At 63.5% G+C, this 15,663-nt stretch carries 12 protein-coding genes, 1 pseudogene and 1 riboswitch; of the genes and pseudogenes, 11 read left to right on the forward strand and 2 right to left on the reverse strand.

The genetic code is table 11. The annotated features are described in order from the left end of the window. Positions 1-35 precede the first annotated feature (35 nt). Positions 36-127, forward strand: a riboswitch (glycine riboswitch). A gap of 213 nt (positions 128-340) precedes the next feature. The 6 genes from gcvT to tyrS all read left to right on the forward strand — a co-directional run bounded on the left by gcvT (position 341) and on the right by tyrS (position 7,262). Next, complete coding sequence (gcvT, locus tag FR728_RS02000; RefSeq protein WP_149890983.1) at positions 341-1,492, forward strand: glycine cleavage system aminomethyltransferase GcvT; 1,152 nt, start codon at positions 341-343, stop codon at positions 1,490-1,492. A 33-nt stretch (positions 1,493-1,525) separates the two neighbouring features. Continuing rightward, positions 1,526-1,897, forward strand: coding sequence for a glycine cleavage system protein GcvH (gene gcvH, locus FR728_RS02005; protein ID WP_149890984.1), 372 nt, complete (start codon positions 1,526-1,528; stop codon positions 1,895-1,897). A gap of 4 nt (positions 1,898-1,901) precedes the next feature. Next, positions 1,902-2,396 (forward strand): OsmC family protein, encoded by a 495-nt coding sequence (locus FR728_RS02010; RefSeq protein WP_149890985.1) that lies wholly within the window; start codon positions 1,902-1,904, stop codon positions 2,394-2,396. A gap of 193 nt (positions 2,397-2,589) precedes the next feature. Then, complete coding sequence (gene gcvPA / locus FR728_RS02015; RefSeq protein ID WP_149890986.1) at positions 2,590-3,936, forward strand: aminomethyl-transferring glycine dehydrogenase subunit GcvPA; 1,347 nt, start codon at positions 2,590-2,592, stop codon at positions 3,934-3,936. Beyond that, positions 3,933-5,516 (forward strand): aminomethyl-transferring glycine dehydrogenase subunit GcvPB, encoded by a 1,584-nt coding sequence (gene gcvPB, locus FR728_RS02020; RefSeq protein WP_149890987.1) that lies wholly within the window; start codon positions 3,933-3,935, stop codon positions 5,514-5,516. The genes gcvPA and gcvPB overlap by 4 nt, the downstream gene beginning before the upstream one ends. A 465-nt stretch (positions 5,517-5,981) precedes the next feature. Next, a complete protein-coding gene (tyrS, locus tag FR728_RS02025) occupies positions 5,982-7,262 on the forward strand; it encodes a tyrosine--tRNA ligase (protein WP_149890988.1) in 1,281 nt (426 codons plus the stop codon). A gap of 177 nt (positions 7,263-7,439) precedes the next feature. Here tyrS and FR728_RS02030 read toward each other — a convergent pair whose 3' ends face one another. Next, positions 7,440-8,567 carry a site-specific DNA-methyltransferase gene (locus FR728_RS02030; RefSeq protein WP_149890989.1) on the reverse strand — a complete coding sequence of 376 codons (1,128 nt, stop codon included), beginning with the start codon at positions 8,565-8,567 and terminating at the stop codon, positions 7,440-7,442. A gap of 416 nt (positions 8,568-8,983) precedes the next feature. On the opposite strand from FR728_RS02030, the gene FR728_RS02035 reads away from it, so the two are divergent. Together FR728_RS02035 and FR728_RS02040 are read left to right on the forward strand one after the other, a co-directional pair. Next, a complete protein-coding gene (locus tag FR728_RS02035) occupies positions 8,984-10,390 on the forward strand; it encodes a multicopper oxidase family protein (protein WP_149890990.1) in 1,407 nt (468 codons plus the stop codon). 99 nt (positions 10,391-10,489) lie between these two features. Further along, positions 10,490-12,001: an AMP nucleosidase gene (locus FR728_RS02040; protein WP_149890991.1), complete on the forward strand. Its 1,512-nt coding sequence runs from the start codon at positions 10,490-10,492 to the stop codon at positions 11,999-12,001. A gap of 13 nt (positions 12,002-12,014) precedes the next feature. Here the strand turns inward: FR728_RS02040 and FR728_RS02045 are convergent, their stop codons facing one another. Further along, a complete protein-coding gene (locus tag FR728_RS02045; protein ID WP_188318759.1) occupies positions 12,015-13,076 on the reverse strand; it encodes an AraC family transcriptional regulator in 1,062 nt (353 codons plus the stop codon). A 200-nt stretch (positions 13,077-13,276) separates the two neighbouring features. Here FR728_RS02045 and FR728_RS02050 point away from each other — a divergent pair, with 200 nt between their 5' ends. The 3 genes and pseudogenes from FR728_RS02050 to FR728_RS02060 all read left to right on the forward strand — a co-directional run bounded on the left by FR728_RS02050 (position 13,277) and on the right by FR728_RS02060 (position 15,621). After that, on the forward strand, positions 13,277-14,098 hold the full coding sequence (locus FR728_RS02050; RefSeq protein ID WP_149890993.1) for a cysteine hydrolase family protein: 822 nt from the start codon (positions 13,277-13,279) through the stop codon (positions 14,096-14,098). A gap of 86 nt (positions 14,099-14,184) precedes the next feature. Next, positions 14,185-14,639 (forward strand): annotated as a pseudogene (locus FR728_RS02055) (hypothetical protein); the annotation flags it as partial. A 40-nt stretch (positions 14,640-14,679) separates the two neighbouring features. Next, positions 14,680-15,621 (forward strand): hypothetical protein, encoded by a 942-nt coding sequence (locus FR728_RS02060; RefSeq protein WP_149890994.1) that lies wholly within the window; start codon positions 14,680-14,682, stop codon positions 15,619-15,621. Positions 15,622-15,663 lie beyond the last annotated feature (42 nt).

Raw genomic sequence — 15,663 nt, forward strand, 5'->3', positions numbered from 1 at the left:
AGGTCCCGCAGCCATGGCTGAGGGGGTCCGTCGAACCGACCCAAGCGGGAGAGGCCGGCTGCAAGACACCGGCGCCGAAGGAGCAACCGCCCCGGAAACTCTCAGGCAAAAGGACCGCTCGGGACATAAGCGCTCTGGAAAGCAGTCATCCGGAAGATCGGTCAACCGTCTCCGGAGAAGCTCACCGAAGGAGTAACCGCGTAACGCCCGTGGACCGGGTGCGCGGGAAATCTCTCAGGTAGATCGGACAGAGGGGGCACGGAAGGAAACGCTCGCGGTCATCGCAAGATGACGGGAGCCGCCTGTCCGTGTGAAGCCCTTATCTGTTCGAGGTACCTCTATGGCCGATGCTCATGGCGAAGGCGCGCTGAAGAAAACTCCCCTTTACGATCTCCATGTGGAGCTCGGCGCCCGCATGGTGCCCTTCGCCGGTTACGACATGCCCGTGCAGTATCCTGCCGGCATCATGACCGAGCACAAGGCCACCCGCGACAGCGCCGGCCTGTTCGACGTGTCCCACATGGGTCAGGCCCTGCTGATCGGTCCCGATCACGAGACGACCGCCCGCGCGCTCGAAGCCCTGACCCCCTCGAACTTCGTCGAGCTCGGCCATGGCCGTCAGCGCTACACCGTGCTGCTCAATGCCGAGGGCGGCATCATCGACGACCTGATGGTCACGCGCCCGCTCGATCCGGCCGAGGACGGCAAGCTGATGATCGTCGTCAACGCCGCCTGCAAGGACGGGGACTACGCCCACCTGGCCGCCAATCTGCCCGCTGACGTGAAACTGGAAATCATCGAGGACCGCGCGCTGATCGCTCTTCAGGGTCCGAAGGCCGTGGACGTGGTCGCAGCCCATGCGCCCGCCGCCGCCGATCTCGCCTTCATGACCGCAGCCCCCATGGAATTCGACGGCATTGCCGTTCATGTGGCGCGCGCCGGCTACACCGGTGAGGACGGGGTGGAAATGTCCGTGCCCGCAGGCGCAGCCGAAGCCATCTGCCGCGCCCTTCTGGCCGACGAGCGGGTCTCGCCGATCGGCCTGGGCGCCCGCGACAGCCTGCGCCTGGAAGCCGGCCTCTGCCTCTATGGCCACGACATCGACACCACCACCTCTCCGGTCGAAGGCAACATCACCTTCTGCATGCAGAAGCGCCGCCGGGAGGAGGGGGGCTTCCCCGGAGCCGAACGCATCCAGGCCGAGCTGAAGGATGGCCCCGGCCGTCTGCGCGTCGGCCTCAAGCTCGAAGGCCGTGCGCCGGCCCGGGAAGGCGCCGAGATCCGCACCCCCGATGGCATTCTGGTGGGCACCCTGACTTCGGGCGGCTTCGCCCCGACCGTCGGCGCCCCCATCGCCATGGGCTATGTCGCCACCGAACACGGCACCCCGGGCACCCGCCTCGACCTCATGGTGCGCGGCAAGCCGCTGGCTGCCGAAGTGGTCGAGATGCCCTTCGTGCCCAACCGTTACTACCGCAAACCCAAGGCCTGAGAGCCGAACTTCCAGAAAAACAGGACGCTGAACATGACCACCTTTTACACCAAGGACCACGAGTGGATCGCCGTTGCCGGTGACATCGCCACCGTTGGCGTGACGAGCTACGCCCAGGGCCAGCTCGGCGACGTCGTCTATGTGGAGCTGCCGGAAGGCGGCAAGGCTCTCTCTCAGGGCGACGAAGCCGCCGTCGTGGAATCCGTGAAGGCTGCTTCCGAAGTCTACGCCCCGATCGATGGCGAAGTGACCGAAGCTAATGATGCGCTGGCCGACGCGCCGGCCATGGTCAACGAGGATCCGGAAGCCGGTGCCTGGTTCTGGAAGATGTCGATCGCCGACAAGTCCCAGCTGGACGACCTGATGGACGCTACCGCCTACAAGGCCTACGTGGACACGCTCTGATCCCATGACCGGCCACCTTCACACCGCTGAAGTGCTGTGGAGCCTGGAGGGCGACCTTGAGAAGGGTCGCTATTCCCGGGCCCATGTCTGGCGCTTCGACGGTGGTGCCGAGGTGGCCGCTTCGGCCTCGCCCTCCGTGGTGCCTCTGCCCTGGTCCTCGCCCGCGGGTGTCGATCCGGAAGAGGCGTTCCTTGCCGCCGTGTCCTCCTGTCACATGCTCACCTTCATCGACATTGCCCGGCGCAAGGGCGTGAAGGTGCTGCGCTACGAGGATCACGCGGAAGGCCTCATGGAGGTGATCGATCCGGACAGCCATCCGAAGCGTATGGGGATCACCAGGGTGACCCTCAACCCTGTCCTCACTCTGGCAGGCGCGATCCCTCCCGATCCCGCCCTGATGGTGGAGCTGCACGAGGAAGCGCATGCCCTGTGCTTCATCGCCAACTCGGTCTCCTGCGAGATCGTCGTGGCAGCCCATCCGGTGGTGATGGCGGGGTAGGGCTTCTCCGCGGGGTCGTCATCCTCGGCCTTGTGCCGAGGATCCAGCTCTTGGAGCCTGACAGTCTGGATGCTCGGCACAAGGCCGAGCATGACGACGCAACGGATCGTGCGAAGGCCGTATTGCCGGACTATTTCCAGCTCGTTGAGCTGACAACGAACGAAAACGAAACAACCAACAGGGACCGCTGACCATGCGCTACCTTCCCCTGAGCAACCAGGACCGGGCCGACATGCTCGCCCGGATCGGCGTTGACAGCATTGATGATCTTTTTGCCGACATCCCACAGAAGGCCCGGCTCAACGACCTGATGGATCTGCCGCGCCGCGCCAGCGAGCTGCAGGTGGAGCGTCAGCTCTCCGCGCTGGCCGCAAAGAACGTACCGGCCTCCTCCGTGCCGTTCTTCGTCGGCGCAGGCGCCTACAAGCACCACGTGCCGGCGACCGTCGATCACCTGATCCAGCGGTCCGAGTTCCTGACGAGCTACACGCCCTATCAGCCGGAAGTCACCCAAGGGACCCTGCAGTATCTCTTCGAGTTCCAGACCCAGGTTGCCCGCCTGACCGCCATGGATGTGGCCAACGCCTCCATGTATGACGGCTCCACCGGCACCGCCGAAGCCGTGCTCATGGCGCACCGGGTCACCAAGCGCAAGAAGGCCGTTCTCTCCGGTGGTCTGCACCCGCAGTACCGCGCCGTGGTCGAGGGTCTTGCCGATCTGGCCGACGATGATGTCGTCTCTCTGCCGGCCGATCCGGCCGGCACCGAGGACATTCTGGCGCAGATCGACAAGGAAACCTCCTGCGTCGTCGTCCAGTCGCCCAACTTCTACGGCCAGATCGTCGATCTGAAGCCGATCGCTGCCAAGGCCCACGAGTGCGGCGCGCTGCTGATCGCCGTCTTCACGGAAGTGGTCTCCCTCGGCCTGATCGAGCCCCCCGGGGCCCAGGGCGCCGATATTGTCGTCGGCGAAGGCCAGTCCATCGGCAACGGCCTGAACTTCGGCGGCCCCTATGTCGGCCTCTTTGCCACCCGGTCCAAGTACATCCGCCAGATGCCGGGCCGTCTCTGCGGCGAAACCACCGACGCGGACGGCAAGCGCGGCTTCGTGCTGACGCTCTCCACCCGCGAGCAGCACATCCGCCGCGACAAGGCTACGTCCAACATCTGCACCAACTCCGGTCTGTGCGCCCTGGCCTTCACCATTCACCTGTCGCTGCTGGGCTCCAAGGGCCTGCGTCAGATGGCCACCATCTGCCACGCCAATGCGGTGAAGCTGAAGACGGCGCTGGCCTCGGTTGCCGGTGTCGAGGTCCTCACCGGCGCCTATTTCAACGAGTTCACGGTGAAGCTGCCGAAGGCGGCCGATGCGGTCGTGGAAGCCCTTGCCGCCAAGGGGATCCTGGCCGGCGTGCCGGTTTCCCGCCTGGTTCCGGGCAAGGCCGAGCTTGCGAACCTTCTGGTCATCGCAAACACCGAAGTGAACACCGACGACGATCGCGACGCCCTCGTCGCAGCCCTCAAGGAGGTGCTGGCATGAGCATGAATACCCAGGGACGCCCGACTTCTGCCGGCGACACGTCCGTGAGCTATACCCCGAAGACCTTCACCGGCAACCGTGCCCTCGACATGGAAGAGCCGCTGATCTTCGAATTCGGCCATTTCGACACGACCGGCGTCGACTTCGACATGCCGGACGCCTTCGAGATGGAACTCGGCGGTCATGAGCGCAAGGCGGCCCTCGAGCTGCCGGGCCTGGCCGAGCCGGAAGCCATGCGCCACTACGTGCGCCTGTCGCGCAACAACTACGCGATCGACGCCGGGCTCTATCCGCTCGGCTCCTGCACCATGAAGCACAATCCGCGGCTGAACGAGAAGATGGCGCGTCTGCCGGGCTTCGGCGACATTCACCCGCTGCAGCCGCTCTCCACCGTCAAGGGCGCCGTCGAGCTGATCGACACCCTGGCGCACTGGCTGATGACCATGACCGGCACCACCGCCGTGGCCATGAGCCCGAAGGCCGGCGCCCATGGCGAACAGTGCGGCATGATGGCTATCAAGGCGGCCCACAAGGCGGCCGGCCGTGATCCGAAGATCGTGCTGGTTCCGGAAAGCGCCCATGGCACCAACCCGGCGACCGCGGCCCTCCTCGGCTACAAGGTGGTGTCCATCGATGCCAAGGACGAGGACGGCACCGTCGACCTCGAAGCCCTGAAGCGCAAGATCGCCGAGCACGAGGGCGACATTGCCGCCATCATGCTGACCAACCCGAACACCTGTGGCCTGTTCGAACGCGAGATCATCGAGATCGCCGACGCCATCCACAAGGCCAACGCCTATTTCTACTGCGACGGCGCGAACTACAACGCCATCGTGGGCAAGGCGCGTCCGGGTGATCTCGGCGTCGATGCGATGCATATCAACCTGCACAAGACCTTCTCCACCCCGCATGGCGGCGGCGGCCCGGGCTCCGGTCCGGTGGTCCTGTCCGAGCGCCTGGCCCCCTTCGCGCCGCTGCCCTTCATCCGCAAGGGTGAAGACGGCCCGGTGCTGGTGGAAACCCCGGAAGCCCTGGAAGCCGGCGAGCAGCCCTTCGGCCGCATGACCGCCTTCCACGGCCAGATGGGCATGTATGTGCGCGCGCTGTCCTACATGCTGAGCCATGGCTCCGACGGCCTGCGTCAGGCCTCCGAGGATGCGGTGCTCAACGCCAACTACGTGCGCGTCGGCCTGCAGGACCTCATGAGCCTGCCCTTCGGCGAGCGCCCTTGCATGCATGAAGTGCTCTTCGACGACACCTTCCTGAAGGACACGGGCGTCACCACCCTCGACTTCGCCAAGGCGATGATCGACGAGGGCTATCACCCGATGACCATGTACTTCCCGCTGGTGGTGCATGGGGCGATGCTGATCGAGCCGACCGAAAGCGAAAGCCGGGCGTCCCTCGACCTCTTCGTCGCAACCCTGCGGGATCTGGTGATGAGCGCCAGGAACGGCGAGACCGACCGCTTCTCCGGCGCGCCTTACTTCTCGCCGCGCCGTCGTCTCGACGAGACCTCTGCCGCCCGCAAGCCGGTCCTCAAGTGGGAAGCCCCGGCCCCGGCGGAAGCCGCCGAATAACATCGGCAACGCTGTCACGAAACACGAAGGCCCGGTCGCAAGACCGGGCCTTTTTCATGCCAGCCACGATGTGCCTTGCTGCACTCTCCGCCGTCATGCTCACCCGCTCCCTCCACACGGCCTCCCCTCTCCATCGTCATGCTCGGGCCTGTCCCGAGCACCCAGTCTGCGGGCACATAGCTGGATCCTCGGCACGAGGCCGAGGATGACCATCTAGGGATACTGTCTCACCCGCTTCGCAACCAGCTCGGTCATCACGCTTGACAAGCCCGGCACGCTGGCGCCATATCGTGGTCATGACCCAGATGACCGCATCCTTCGTGTATTTTTATTACGTGACCTCCATATCGGCGGCTGCGTAGGATCGTGTTCATCTGATCTCTCCCGAAAAGCCGCCGCGTCAGGCGGCTTTTTCGTATGAGGCACCTGACAGGCCCCCCAGAAAGTCAGTCAGGAATGCCCGAAATGACCACCCACATGATCGAGGCCGGACGACCGGCCACAAAGCTGAAATCCGAAGCCCTGCAGGTTCTGCTGGAGCGCGGTCTGGTGCATCAGTGCACCGATCTCGAGACTTTGGACCGCAATCTGGCCGCCGGCCCGGTCACGGCCTATGCCGGCTTCGATGCGACAGCCGCGAGCCTCCATGTCGGCCATCTCATGCCGCTCATGACCATGCGCTGGCTGCAGAAGCTGGGGCACCGGCCCATCCTGCTGCTGGGGGGCGGCACCTCGCGCGTCGGCGATCCGAGCTTCCGCAATGAAGCGCGCCCCCTCCTGGGCGACGAGCAGATCGCGGCCAACATCAGCGGCATTCGTCATTCGGTCGAGCGGCTGATCGACTTCCGCGGAGAGGACGGTGCGCTCCTCGTCGACAATGCGGACTGGCTCACCGAATTCCGCTTCCTCGAGTTCCTGCGGGATTTCGGCAGCCAGTTCACCGTCAACCGGATGATGACCTTCGACAGCGTGAAGTCGCGGCTGGAGGCCCAGATGCCCCTGACCGTGCTCGAGTTCTGCTACATGATGCTGCAGGCCGTGGATTTCCTGGAACTCTCCCGCCGTCACGCCTGTACCCTGCAGATCGGCGGCTCCGACCAGTGGGGCAACATCATCAACGGGGTGGAACTGGCACGAAAGGGCGATGGCAAGCAGCTCTTCGGCCTCACCGTGCCGCTCATCACCACGGCGTCCGGCGCCAAGATGGGCAAGACGGCGGCCGGTGCGGTGTGGCTTCACCCGGAGCATCTCTCGCCCTTCGGCTTCTGGCAGTTCTGGCGCAACACGGCGGACGCGGATGTGCCGCGCTTCCTGCGCCTCTTCACCGAACTGCCCATGACGGAAGTGCTGCGCCTCTCCGAATTGCAGGGCGCGGAGCTGAATGAGGCAAAGAAGATCCTGGCGACCCAGGTGACGGCGATCGTCCACGGGGCGGAAGAGGCCCGCAATGCCCGCGAACAGGGCGACCGGCTCTTCGCCGGGGAGGAGGAGCTCGCGGCCCCCACCCACCGCCTTGACCTGCAGCATCTGGCCGATGGTCTCGGCCTGCTGCAGCTCGTGGTGCATGTGGGCTTTGCGACCTCGACCAGCGACGCCTGGCGTCTGGTGGAAGGGGGCGGCGTGCGCCTCAATGGCCGGGTGGTCGAGGATCCCCGTCGCCGCATCGCGGTCGGGGATCTGGCTGCCGAAGATCAGCTCACCCTTGCCGTCGGCCGCCGCCGCAAGGCGCTTGTTGCCTTCGATTGAGACCGGATCGGCGGGTGCCAGGAGTGCCGCGACCCGCGCACCCTGGCATTGCTTGAGGAGCGGGCAGGGCCCTCCGCATCAGAAAACCCCCGACATCGGAGGCCGATGCCGGGGGAGAAGGAGGTCAGTTCGTTGTCCCGCGGGGATCGCGAGGTCTTGCCCGGTCGCGCCGATTGGTCAGGCGCGCAGACGGGATCTGATTTCCTGGCGCAGATCGTCGATCGGCGAGGTCTTGCGGCCGCGCTTGATGTGCCAGTAGGTCCAGCCGTTGCAGGAGGTCTGCCCCTGCACCATGGCGCCCACCTTGTGGATCGAGCCGGTGAAGCTGCCGGACTTGAGCGAGCCATCGGCCCGCACAATGGCCAGATGCTTGCCATTTGCCGAGGTCAGCTCGGTGCCCGGTTCGATCATGCCGCTTTCCAGCAGGTTGCCGAAGGGAATGCGCGGTTCGGCACGCTTGCCCTTCTGCATTTCCAGACCGGCACCCTGGCCGAACTCGATGGCTTCGATCCGGGCGGTTGCCGCATCGATATAGGTCTGCTCGCGCTCGACGCCGACGAAGTGACGGCCAAGCTTCTTGGCAACAGCCCCGGTTGTGCCGGTGCCGAAGAAGGGATCGAGCACCACGTCGCCCGGGTTGGACGAGGCAGTCAGAACCCGGTAGAGCAGGCTTTCCGGCTTCTGGGTCGGATGAACCTTGTCGCCGTTGTCGTCCTTCAGACGTTCCGAGCCCGTGCACAGCGGCAAGTGCCAGTCGGAGCGCATCTGCAGGTCGTCATTGAAGGTCTTCAGGGCGTCGTAGTTGAAGGTTGGCTTGGCGTCCTTCGACTTCACGGCCCAGATGATCGTCTCATGCGCATTGGTGAAGCGCTTGCCCCGGAAGTTCGGCATCGGGTTGGACTTGAGCCACACAATGTCGTTCATGATCCAGAAGCCGAGATCCTGCAGGATCGCGCCGACGCGGAAGATGTTGTGATAGGAGCCGATCACATAGAGAGAGGCGTCATCCTTCATCACGCGGCGCACGGACAGCAGCCAGGCGCGGGTGAAGGCATCATAGGCCTCGAAGCTTTCGAACTGGTCCCAGTGATCGTCGCAGGCATCCACCTTCGACTGGTCCGGCCGATGCAGATCACCACCCAACTGAAGATTGTAGGGCGGGTCAGCAAAGACCATGTCCACCGACTTGGACGGCAGCTTGTTGAGGGCGGCCACACAGTCGCCCTTCATGATCGTGTCGAGCCAGGCCGGCTCGGAATGGGGGTGGGGTGCCACGGAGGACACCCCGGTACGCAGAACTCTCATTGCGACGCATTACCTCACGCAATTTCGAGTGTCATGGTTACCGAGTTTGGTAAATCAGGAGTTAAGTGCCGGACGGCGAAATTTCATGAAAATCAATGCTTTGTTTACGTTGGTAAAGGCTTTACAAGAGGTTAACTGACTGTCTTGTCCGGAAACTGGCGGAAATACGCAGTTTTCACGGCATGATTGCGCCGAAAGCTCCTCGGCAATCGTTAAACGAAGGGGCGCGAGCGTGGCGAAATTTTTTTTGCCCGCCTGTCACAAGCCAGTCGCTGCGCCCGCATGCCGCAGTCGCACGGGCTGGAAGCCGGCTCCGTGTTTACGATAAATGCATATGCGGAATGAACGCCTCAGGTTTCATGCGCGGCTCCGGCCGTGCTAGAGAGCGGCTCAGGAAAAGCTCCAGGAGATCATCCATGTCCAACGTGTCGCGTCGCGAAGTCCTGCTCGGGGGAGGGGCCGTGCTCGCGGCTGCCACGGCTGGCGGGTTGACGGCAGCGCGGGCCACCGTGGCCGACCACAGGCTGGTGATCGCCCCCTACCGGGCCTCGCTGGTGCCGGGAACCGTGACCGAAGGCATGATGAGCTTCGCCGCCGATGCCATGCCGCCCGTCCTGCGCCTCCGCCAGGGCGAGACCGTGCAGATCGACGTGGAGAACCGGCTCGACGAGGCTTCCATCGTGCACTGGCACGGGCTGCGGGTGCCCAATCGCTTCGACGGCGTGCCCTATCTGACCCAGCCGCCGATCCATTCGGGCGAGACCTTCCGCTACGAGCTGACATCGGAGGATGCCGGAACCTACTGGTATCACCCCCATTGCAACACGCTGGACCAGATGGCGCGCGGCCTGACGGGGCTGCTGGTGGTGGAGGAGGCGGAGCCGGTCGGGTTCGATCAGGACCTGCCCCTGAACATCCGTGACTTCCGCCTCGGCAGCGACGGCCAGTTCATTGACCTCTTCAAGGCGCGCAGCGCGGCGCGCGGCGGCACCCTCGGCACGGTCTCCACGGTCAACTGGCAGCAGGAGCCGGTCTATGATCTTCCTGCCGGATCTCTGGTGCGGCTGCGCCTTGCGGTCACCGACGTGACCCGGGTGGGCACCTATGACCTGATGAATGCAGACGTGCCGGCCTCACCCGAGACCGCAAGGGTGATCGCCCTCGATTCCAATCCGGTTCCCGCTTCGCTGCCGGCCGCCGGCATCCTGCTGGCCCCGGGGCAGCGCGCCGACATTGCCATGCGGGTTCCCTCGACCGAGGGACAGGAGTTGGTTCTAACCCGGCAGAGCGCGCGCGGTCCGAAACCTCTCGCCCGCTTCCGTGCGGTAGGTGCCAGCGCCGGGCGCTCCCTCGACGAGCTGAAGCCCCTGCCGCGCAATCCGATTTCCGAACCCGATCTGGCGAATGCGGAGGTACTTGAGTTCCTCTTCGGCTGGACCCCGGAAGGCGCGCCGCCGATTGCCAGCGTCTGCGGCTCGCTGGGCTATACGTTCTGGTCCATCAACCGCATCGCCTGGGAAGGGGACACGCCGGATCCGGTCGGGCCCCTGTCGGTGATGCGCAAGGGGCGCAGCTATATCCTGCGTCTGCGCAACGAGACACCAAACGATCACCCGATCCATCTTCACGGCATGACCTTCAGGCTCCTGCGCTCCAACAAGCGCCCGCTTCCGCCGCTGTGGACGGATACCGCCCTGCTGCTGGAAGGCGAGACGATGGAAGTTGCGCTCGTTGCCGACAACCCCGGCGACTGGGCCTTCCATTGCCATGTCATCGAGCACCAGAAGACCGGCCTCACGGGCTACCTGCGGGTGGAGGCATAAGGGCGGGGATCGTCGTCAAAACTTCAGAAAACCGGGATTGACCTTCACCCAAGGGAAACCGATGCTGACGATATAACAATAAGAATCTGGAGTTCTGACATGTCCATCGCATCCTATTTCGGCAGTGGCTCCGCCTCCCGTCCGATCGAACTGTCCCCTGCGTTTCCCTTTGAAGCCTTCACCGATCCGACCCAGGCGGCCGACCGGTTGATCGAGATCTTCGAGACCAACACCGCCTTCCTGCGCGACGCCTTCCAGAAGCTGATCGCCGGCGAGCACCGCGATGGCCGGGTCCGCGCCTTCTATCCGGAAGTGCGCGTAACGACCGAGAGCCATTCCCGCGTCGACAGCCGCCTTGCCTATGGCTTCGTGTCCGGCCCCGGGCATCACGCCACGACCGTCACCCGCCCGGATCTCTTCCGCGACTATCTGCGCACGCAGATCTCGCTGCTCATGAAGAACCATGACATTCCGGTGCTGATCGGGGCGTCGGAGATGCCGATCCCGCTGCATTTCGCCTTCTATGACGGCACCCATGTGGAAGGGGGAGCGGCCGCTGCGAACCTGGACCTGCCGCTGGCCGATGTCTTCGATCTGCCGGACCTCTCCGTGATGGACGATGCCATTGCCAATGGCACCTACGAGCCCGAAAACGGCATCCTGCCGCTGGCCTCCTTCACTGCGCCGCGGGTGGATTATTCCCTGCATCGCCTGCAGCATTACACCGCGACGGCCGCCGGGCATTTCCAGAACTTCGTGCTTTTCACGAACTACCAGTTCTACATCGACGAGTTCTGCCGCATGTCGCACGAGCTCCTCGCCGATCCGAACAGCGGCTACGAGGCCTTCGTGGAGCCGGGCAACGTCATCACCCATGCGGGCGAGGCGGGGCCGTCCCAGGCCTCCGGTCCGGTGAAGCTGCCGCAGATGCCGGCCTATCACCTCAAGCGCAAGGGCCACTCCGGCATCACCATGGTGAACATCGGCGTCGGCCCCTCCAACGCCAAGACGATCACCGACCACATCGCGGTGCTGCGGCCCCATGCCTGGCTCATGCTGGGCCACTGCGCTGGCCTGCGGACCAGCCAGAAGCTCGGCGACTATGTGCTGGCCCATGGCTATGTGCGCGAGGACAACGTGCTCGACAAGGATCTGCCGACCTGGGTGCCGATCCCGCCTCTGGCCGAGGTGCAGGTGGCGCTGGAGGATGCGGTGGCCGAGGTTACCGGCTATGACGGCTATGAGCTCAAGCGCGTCATGCGCACGGGCACGGTCGGCTCCATCGACAACCGCAACTGGGAACTCTGGGACCAGAAGGGCATCGTGCGCCGCTTCTCCCAGTCCCGCGCCATTGCGCTCGACATGGAATCGGCGACCATCGCCGCCAACGGCTTCCGCTTCCGCGTGCCCTACGGCACCTTGCTGTGCATCTCCGACAAGCCGTTGCACGGGGAGTTGAAGCTGCCGGGCATGGCCACGGACTTCTACAAGCGTCAGGTCGCGCAGCATCTGGAAATCGGCATCCGCGCGCTGGAAAAGCTCCGCGACATGCCGAGCGAGCGCCTCCATTCCCGCAAGCTCCGCAGCTTCGCCGAGACCGCCTTCCAGTAGGGCCACGAGCCGGTCAAAACACCGAGGGCGCCCGTTCCGTCAGAGACATTCGGTAAGCCTTCGGTGTCAGGCCGTGCCAGCGCTTGAAGGCGCGGGTGAAGGAACTCTGCTCGGAAAAGCCAGTCATGAAGGCGACGTCGGCGAGAGAGTATTTCGGCCGTGCGAGCAGTTCCTGCGCAAGCTTCACCCGGGCTTCATCAACCAGCGCCTGATAGGTCTTGCCGCGGTCGGCGATCCGCCTTTGTAGGGTTCTCGGGCCGATGCCGAGGTTGGACGCGACCCCGCCGAGTGACGGCACACCGTCGCTGAGCCGGTCCGCAATCTCCTGGATCACCTCTTTTTCCAGCGCGTCTTCAGCGTCTTCTTCCGAGAGAGCGTCGTCCACGTGCTTTGAAAAGAAGCTCCAGATGCTCCAGTCGCCGACGGTGTTGGGCCGGTCGACGTCCTCGGTCGAAAACACGATGGCATCAATCTCGGCGCCATAGGTGATCGGGGCCCGAAAAACGTCTGCAAGGGCCTGTTCCGATCCGAGTGGCTGGTGGCGGAAGTGAATGGCTTTTGGAGAAAAAGCCGGTGATCGTGCCTCCCGGCATAGCGTGATGATTGTGGCTAGGGCGCCTTCGTTGGACAGAAACAGCCCCTTGCGGCTCGGTTCGCGCTTGTGATGCAGCCATCGGACGGTATCGCCGTCATCGGCCAGCTCGAAGACCGACACTTTGTTGAAAGCCCTGGCGTGGCGGTCGAGGCGCGAAAAGGAGTGGCGCAGTGTCGGCGCCGACTTGAAGGCGAGACCGACAGCGCCGTATTCTTCGCACTTCATTGACGTCGAGGTTCCCATGTGAAACCGGATGTCGCCGGTTTCATGGGCCGCGATTGTCTCCAGCAGGGCGTAATAGTCCTCGGCCGCTATCATTCTCGACGGATCTGCTGCCGCTTTGCTGGTCAGTCCGATGCTCGCATAAAGCACCTCCGGATCGCAGGCCGGACTCGCGTTGTCGATCATCTTCTTCACGTACAGAACCGAGACTTCCGGCACACCGCCCCCCTCGCGCGTGTTGCCGTCGCGCGCAATCAAGTTCTTTCTCACTTCTGATTGACGCCATCGGTTCAAACATTGACACGCAGCGACAATAAGAACGCCCCACCCGGATTTATACCAATATTCGTCCGGATGAAAAGGACGCGAGAGAAGCAAAACCTGTCTGCTTTCGCTTCGGCCGTTTCCCATCCGGATGTCCAAAATCTGGAACCGCGCTCTTTATCGATGAGGCAACCATGAGAACGACACGACTGAAGTGGCATCCCCTCCTTCCGGTGTTCCTGGCAGGGACAGCATTTCTTTATGCCGCAGCCGACTTCGCCTATGGGCAGACCGAAACCTCTCGGGCTGCAACGGCGAAACTGCCGCCAATCAATGATGGCTTGCCGATGCCGGGCTTTCAGATCACGACCGACGACACGGCCATCGTGATCACCGACCCGCAGAACGACTTCCTGTCCCCCGATGGCGTGACCTGGGGCGTCGTGGGCCAAAGCATCACCGAAAACGGTACGGTCGAGAACCTGGAGGCCCTGTTGAAGGTGGCCGACGAAACCGGCATGCCGATGTTCGTGTCCCCGCACTACTACTACGAACATGACCACAAGTGGCACTTCGAAGGCACGCTGGAGAAGCTGATGCATAACATCGGCATGTTCGACCGCCCGTCGGCTCTCGAGATGACCGGCTTCGAAGGCTCCGGCGCCGACTGGCTGGATCGCTACAAGGCCTATATCAACAATGGCGAGACCGTTGTCACGAGCCCGCACAAGGTCTACGGACCGGACAGCAACGATCTGGCGTTGCAGCTGCGCAAGCGGGGCATCAACAAGGTCATTCTGGCCGGCATGTCCTCCAACCTTTGCACCGAATCCCACATGCGCGGGCTGGTCGAAGCCGGGTTCGATGTGATGGTCGTCACGGATGCAACGGCCGGTGCGATTACGGAGCATTACAACGGCTACGCATCGTCGCTCACCAACTTCCGCATGATCGCCAGCGCGATCAACAACACGGAAAACACGGTGAAGGCGATCAAGGCGGCTTATGGTCAATAAGCGCGAGACTTGCCCGGATCTTCAGCCTCTGGCCAGAAGATCCGGCCATGGCGCGAGCTCATCCCTGATAGGGGAGATGTTGCCGCATGTTGCACGAGCTCCTCGCCGATCCGGACAGCGGCTACGAGGCCTTCGTGGAGCCGGGCAACGTCATCGCCCATGCGGGCGAGGCAGGGCCGTCCCAGGCTTCCGGTCCGGTGAGGCTGCCGCAGATGCCGGCCTGCGGACCAGCCAGAAGCTCGGCGACTACGTGCTGGCTCATGGTTATGTGCGCGAGGACCACGCGCTCGACAAGGATCTGCCGACCATCGCCGCCAACGGCTTGCGCTTCCGCGTGCCTTGCGGCACCTTGCTGTGCATCTCCGACAAGTCGTTGCATGGGGAGTTGAAGCTGCCGGGCATGGCGACTGATTTTTATAAGCGTCAGGTCGCGCAGCATCTGGAAATCGGCATCCGCGCGCTGGAAAAGCTCCGCGACATGCCGAGCGAGCGCCTCCATTCCCGCAAGCTCCGCAGCTTCGCCGAGACCGCCTTCCAGTAGGGCGGCTTCGCGCTTCGTTTTCAGGGTCCAGGACGCCAAATTGAAACGCATCTTACTTCACGCCGGGGCTCAGAAAACGGGGTCGACGTCGCTCCAAAGGTGGTTCTACAGCCATGAGACCTTGCTCAACGGGTTGGGGATGACGTGTCCCCGCCGGTTGATCAAACGGGGAGACGTCGACCCCATCCATCGAATTCTGACGAGTGCGCGCCCCGGATGTGATCGCAGCAAGCTGAAGAAGGCCTTCCTGAAGCGCCTTGAAGAGCTGTCTGGTGAAACCGGTCAGCAAACCGTTCTTCTTTCCCACGAGACGATCTTCGGTCTGCCCTTTGAGGAAAGGGGTGACGGTTTCTACCCAGATTTCATGGCCCGGCTGAGCAACTTTCAGTACCTGATCGAAGGGACCGGCATAGAGGTAGATGTAGTCTTCTTCATCCGTGATTACTGCGATTTCATCAGCTCGTCATACGTTCAGTATGTGAAAATGGGAGGGACCTATTCCCTTTCCAGATTTGTGAGCAGCTACGATGCGCAAGCGCTGGGCCCCGCCGTCCAGGGGGCAGTCTTGCGGGGCAATCCGATCGCCTGGGAACCGATCACCCAGGCGCTGCAACAGGCGTTTCCCGGCCGTGTTCGGATCGTCGATTTCACGCAATTCTTCGCCACACCCTCGGAGAACCTCAGCCGTATTTTCTTTGACGGTGCCGTTTCCCTGGAAGACTGCCGTGGCCTGGAGAGTATTCGCGTCAATTCCTCACCTCCAATGGTGGCGGTCCATCTGGCGCGACATGCGAATATTGTATTGAAATACCTCACCAAATTGCCGAAGCGGAAAATCGGTCACGTCTCCTCGGCGGCTTTCATTGGCCCTGCGGAGCGCTTCCATCGCTTCAGGCTCAAGGGGCTGGCCCTGAACAAGGCTCTGGTCTCATTCAAGGAACGGTACAGGCAGGACCTGCAGTCCCTCGTCTGGAAGGGCTAGGGGGCTCGGCATCCGTCCGCTTTCGCAGGAGGAGCGGTGAGG

Source organism: Roseibium aestuarii (genome assembly GCF_008477545.1).
Lineage (GTDB): Bacteria > Pseudomonadota > Alphaproteobacteria > Rhizobiales > Stappiaceae > Roseibium > Roseibium aestuarii.

Coding starts and splice junctions, on each gene's coding strand:
- FR728_RS02040 (WP_149890991.1), top strand. CDS start 10,490: ATGTCCATCGCATCCTATTTCGGCAGTGGCTCCGCCTCCCGTCCGATC.
- FR728_RS02010 (WP_149890985.1), top strand. CDS start 1,902: ATGACCGGCCACCTTCACACCGCTGAAGTGCTGTGGAGCCTGGAGGGC.
- gcvPB (WP_149890987.1), top strand. CDS start 3,933: ATGAGCATGAATACCCAGGGACGCCCGACTTCTGCCGGCGACACGTCC.
- gcvPA (WP_149890986.1), top strand. CDS start 2,590: ATGCGCTACCTTCCCCTGAGCAACCAGGACCGGGCCGACATGCTCGCC.
- FR728_RS02035 (WP_149890990.1), top strand. CDS start 8,984: ATGTCCAACGTGTCGCGTCGCGAAGTCCTGCTCGGGGGAGGGGCCGTG.
- FR728_RS02050 (WP_149890993.1), top strand. CDS start 13,277: ATGAGAACGACACGACTGAAGTGGCATCCCCTCCTTCCGGTGTTCCTG.
- FR728_RS02030 (WP_149890989.1), bottom strand. CDS start 8,567: ATGAGAGTTCTGCGTACCGGGGTGTCCTCCGTGGCACCCCACCCCCAT.
- tyrS (WP_149890988.1), top strand. CDS start 5,982: ATGACCACCCACATGATCGAGGCCGGACGACCGGCCACAAAGCTGAAA.
- gcvT (WP_149890983.1), top strand. CDS start 341: ATGGCCGATGCTCATGGCGAAGGCGCGCTGAAGAAAACTCCCCTTTAC.
- gcvH (WP_149890984.1), top strand. CDS start 1,526: ATGACCACCTTTTACACCAAGGACCACGAGTGGATCGCCGTTGCCGGT.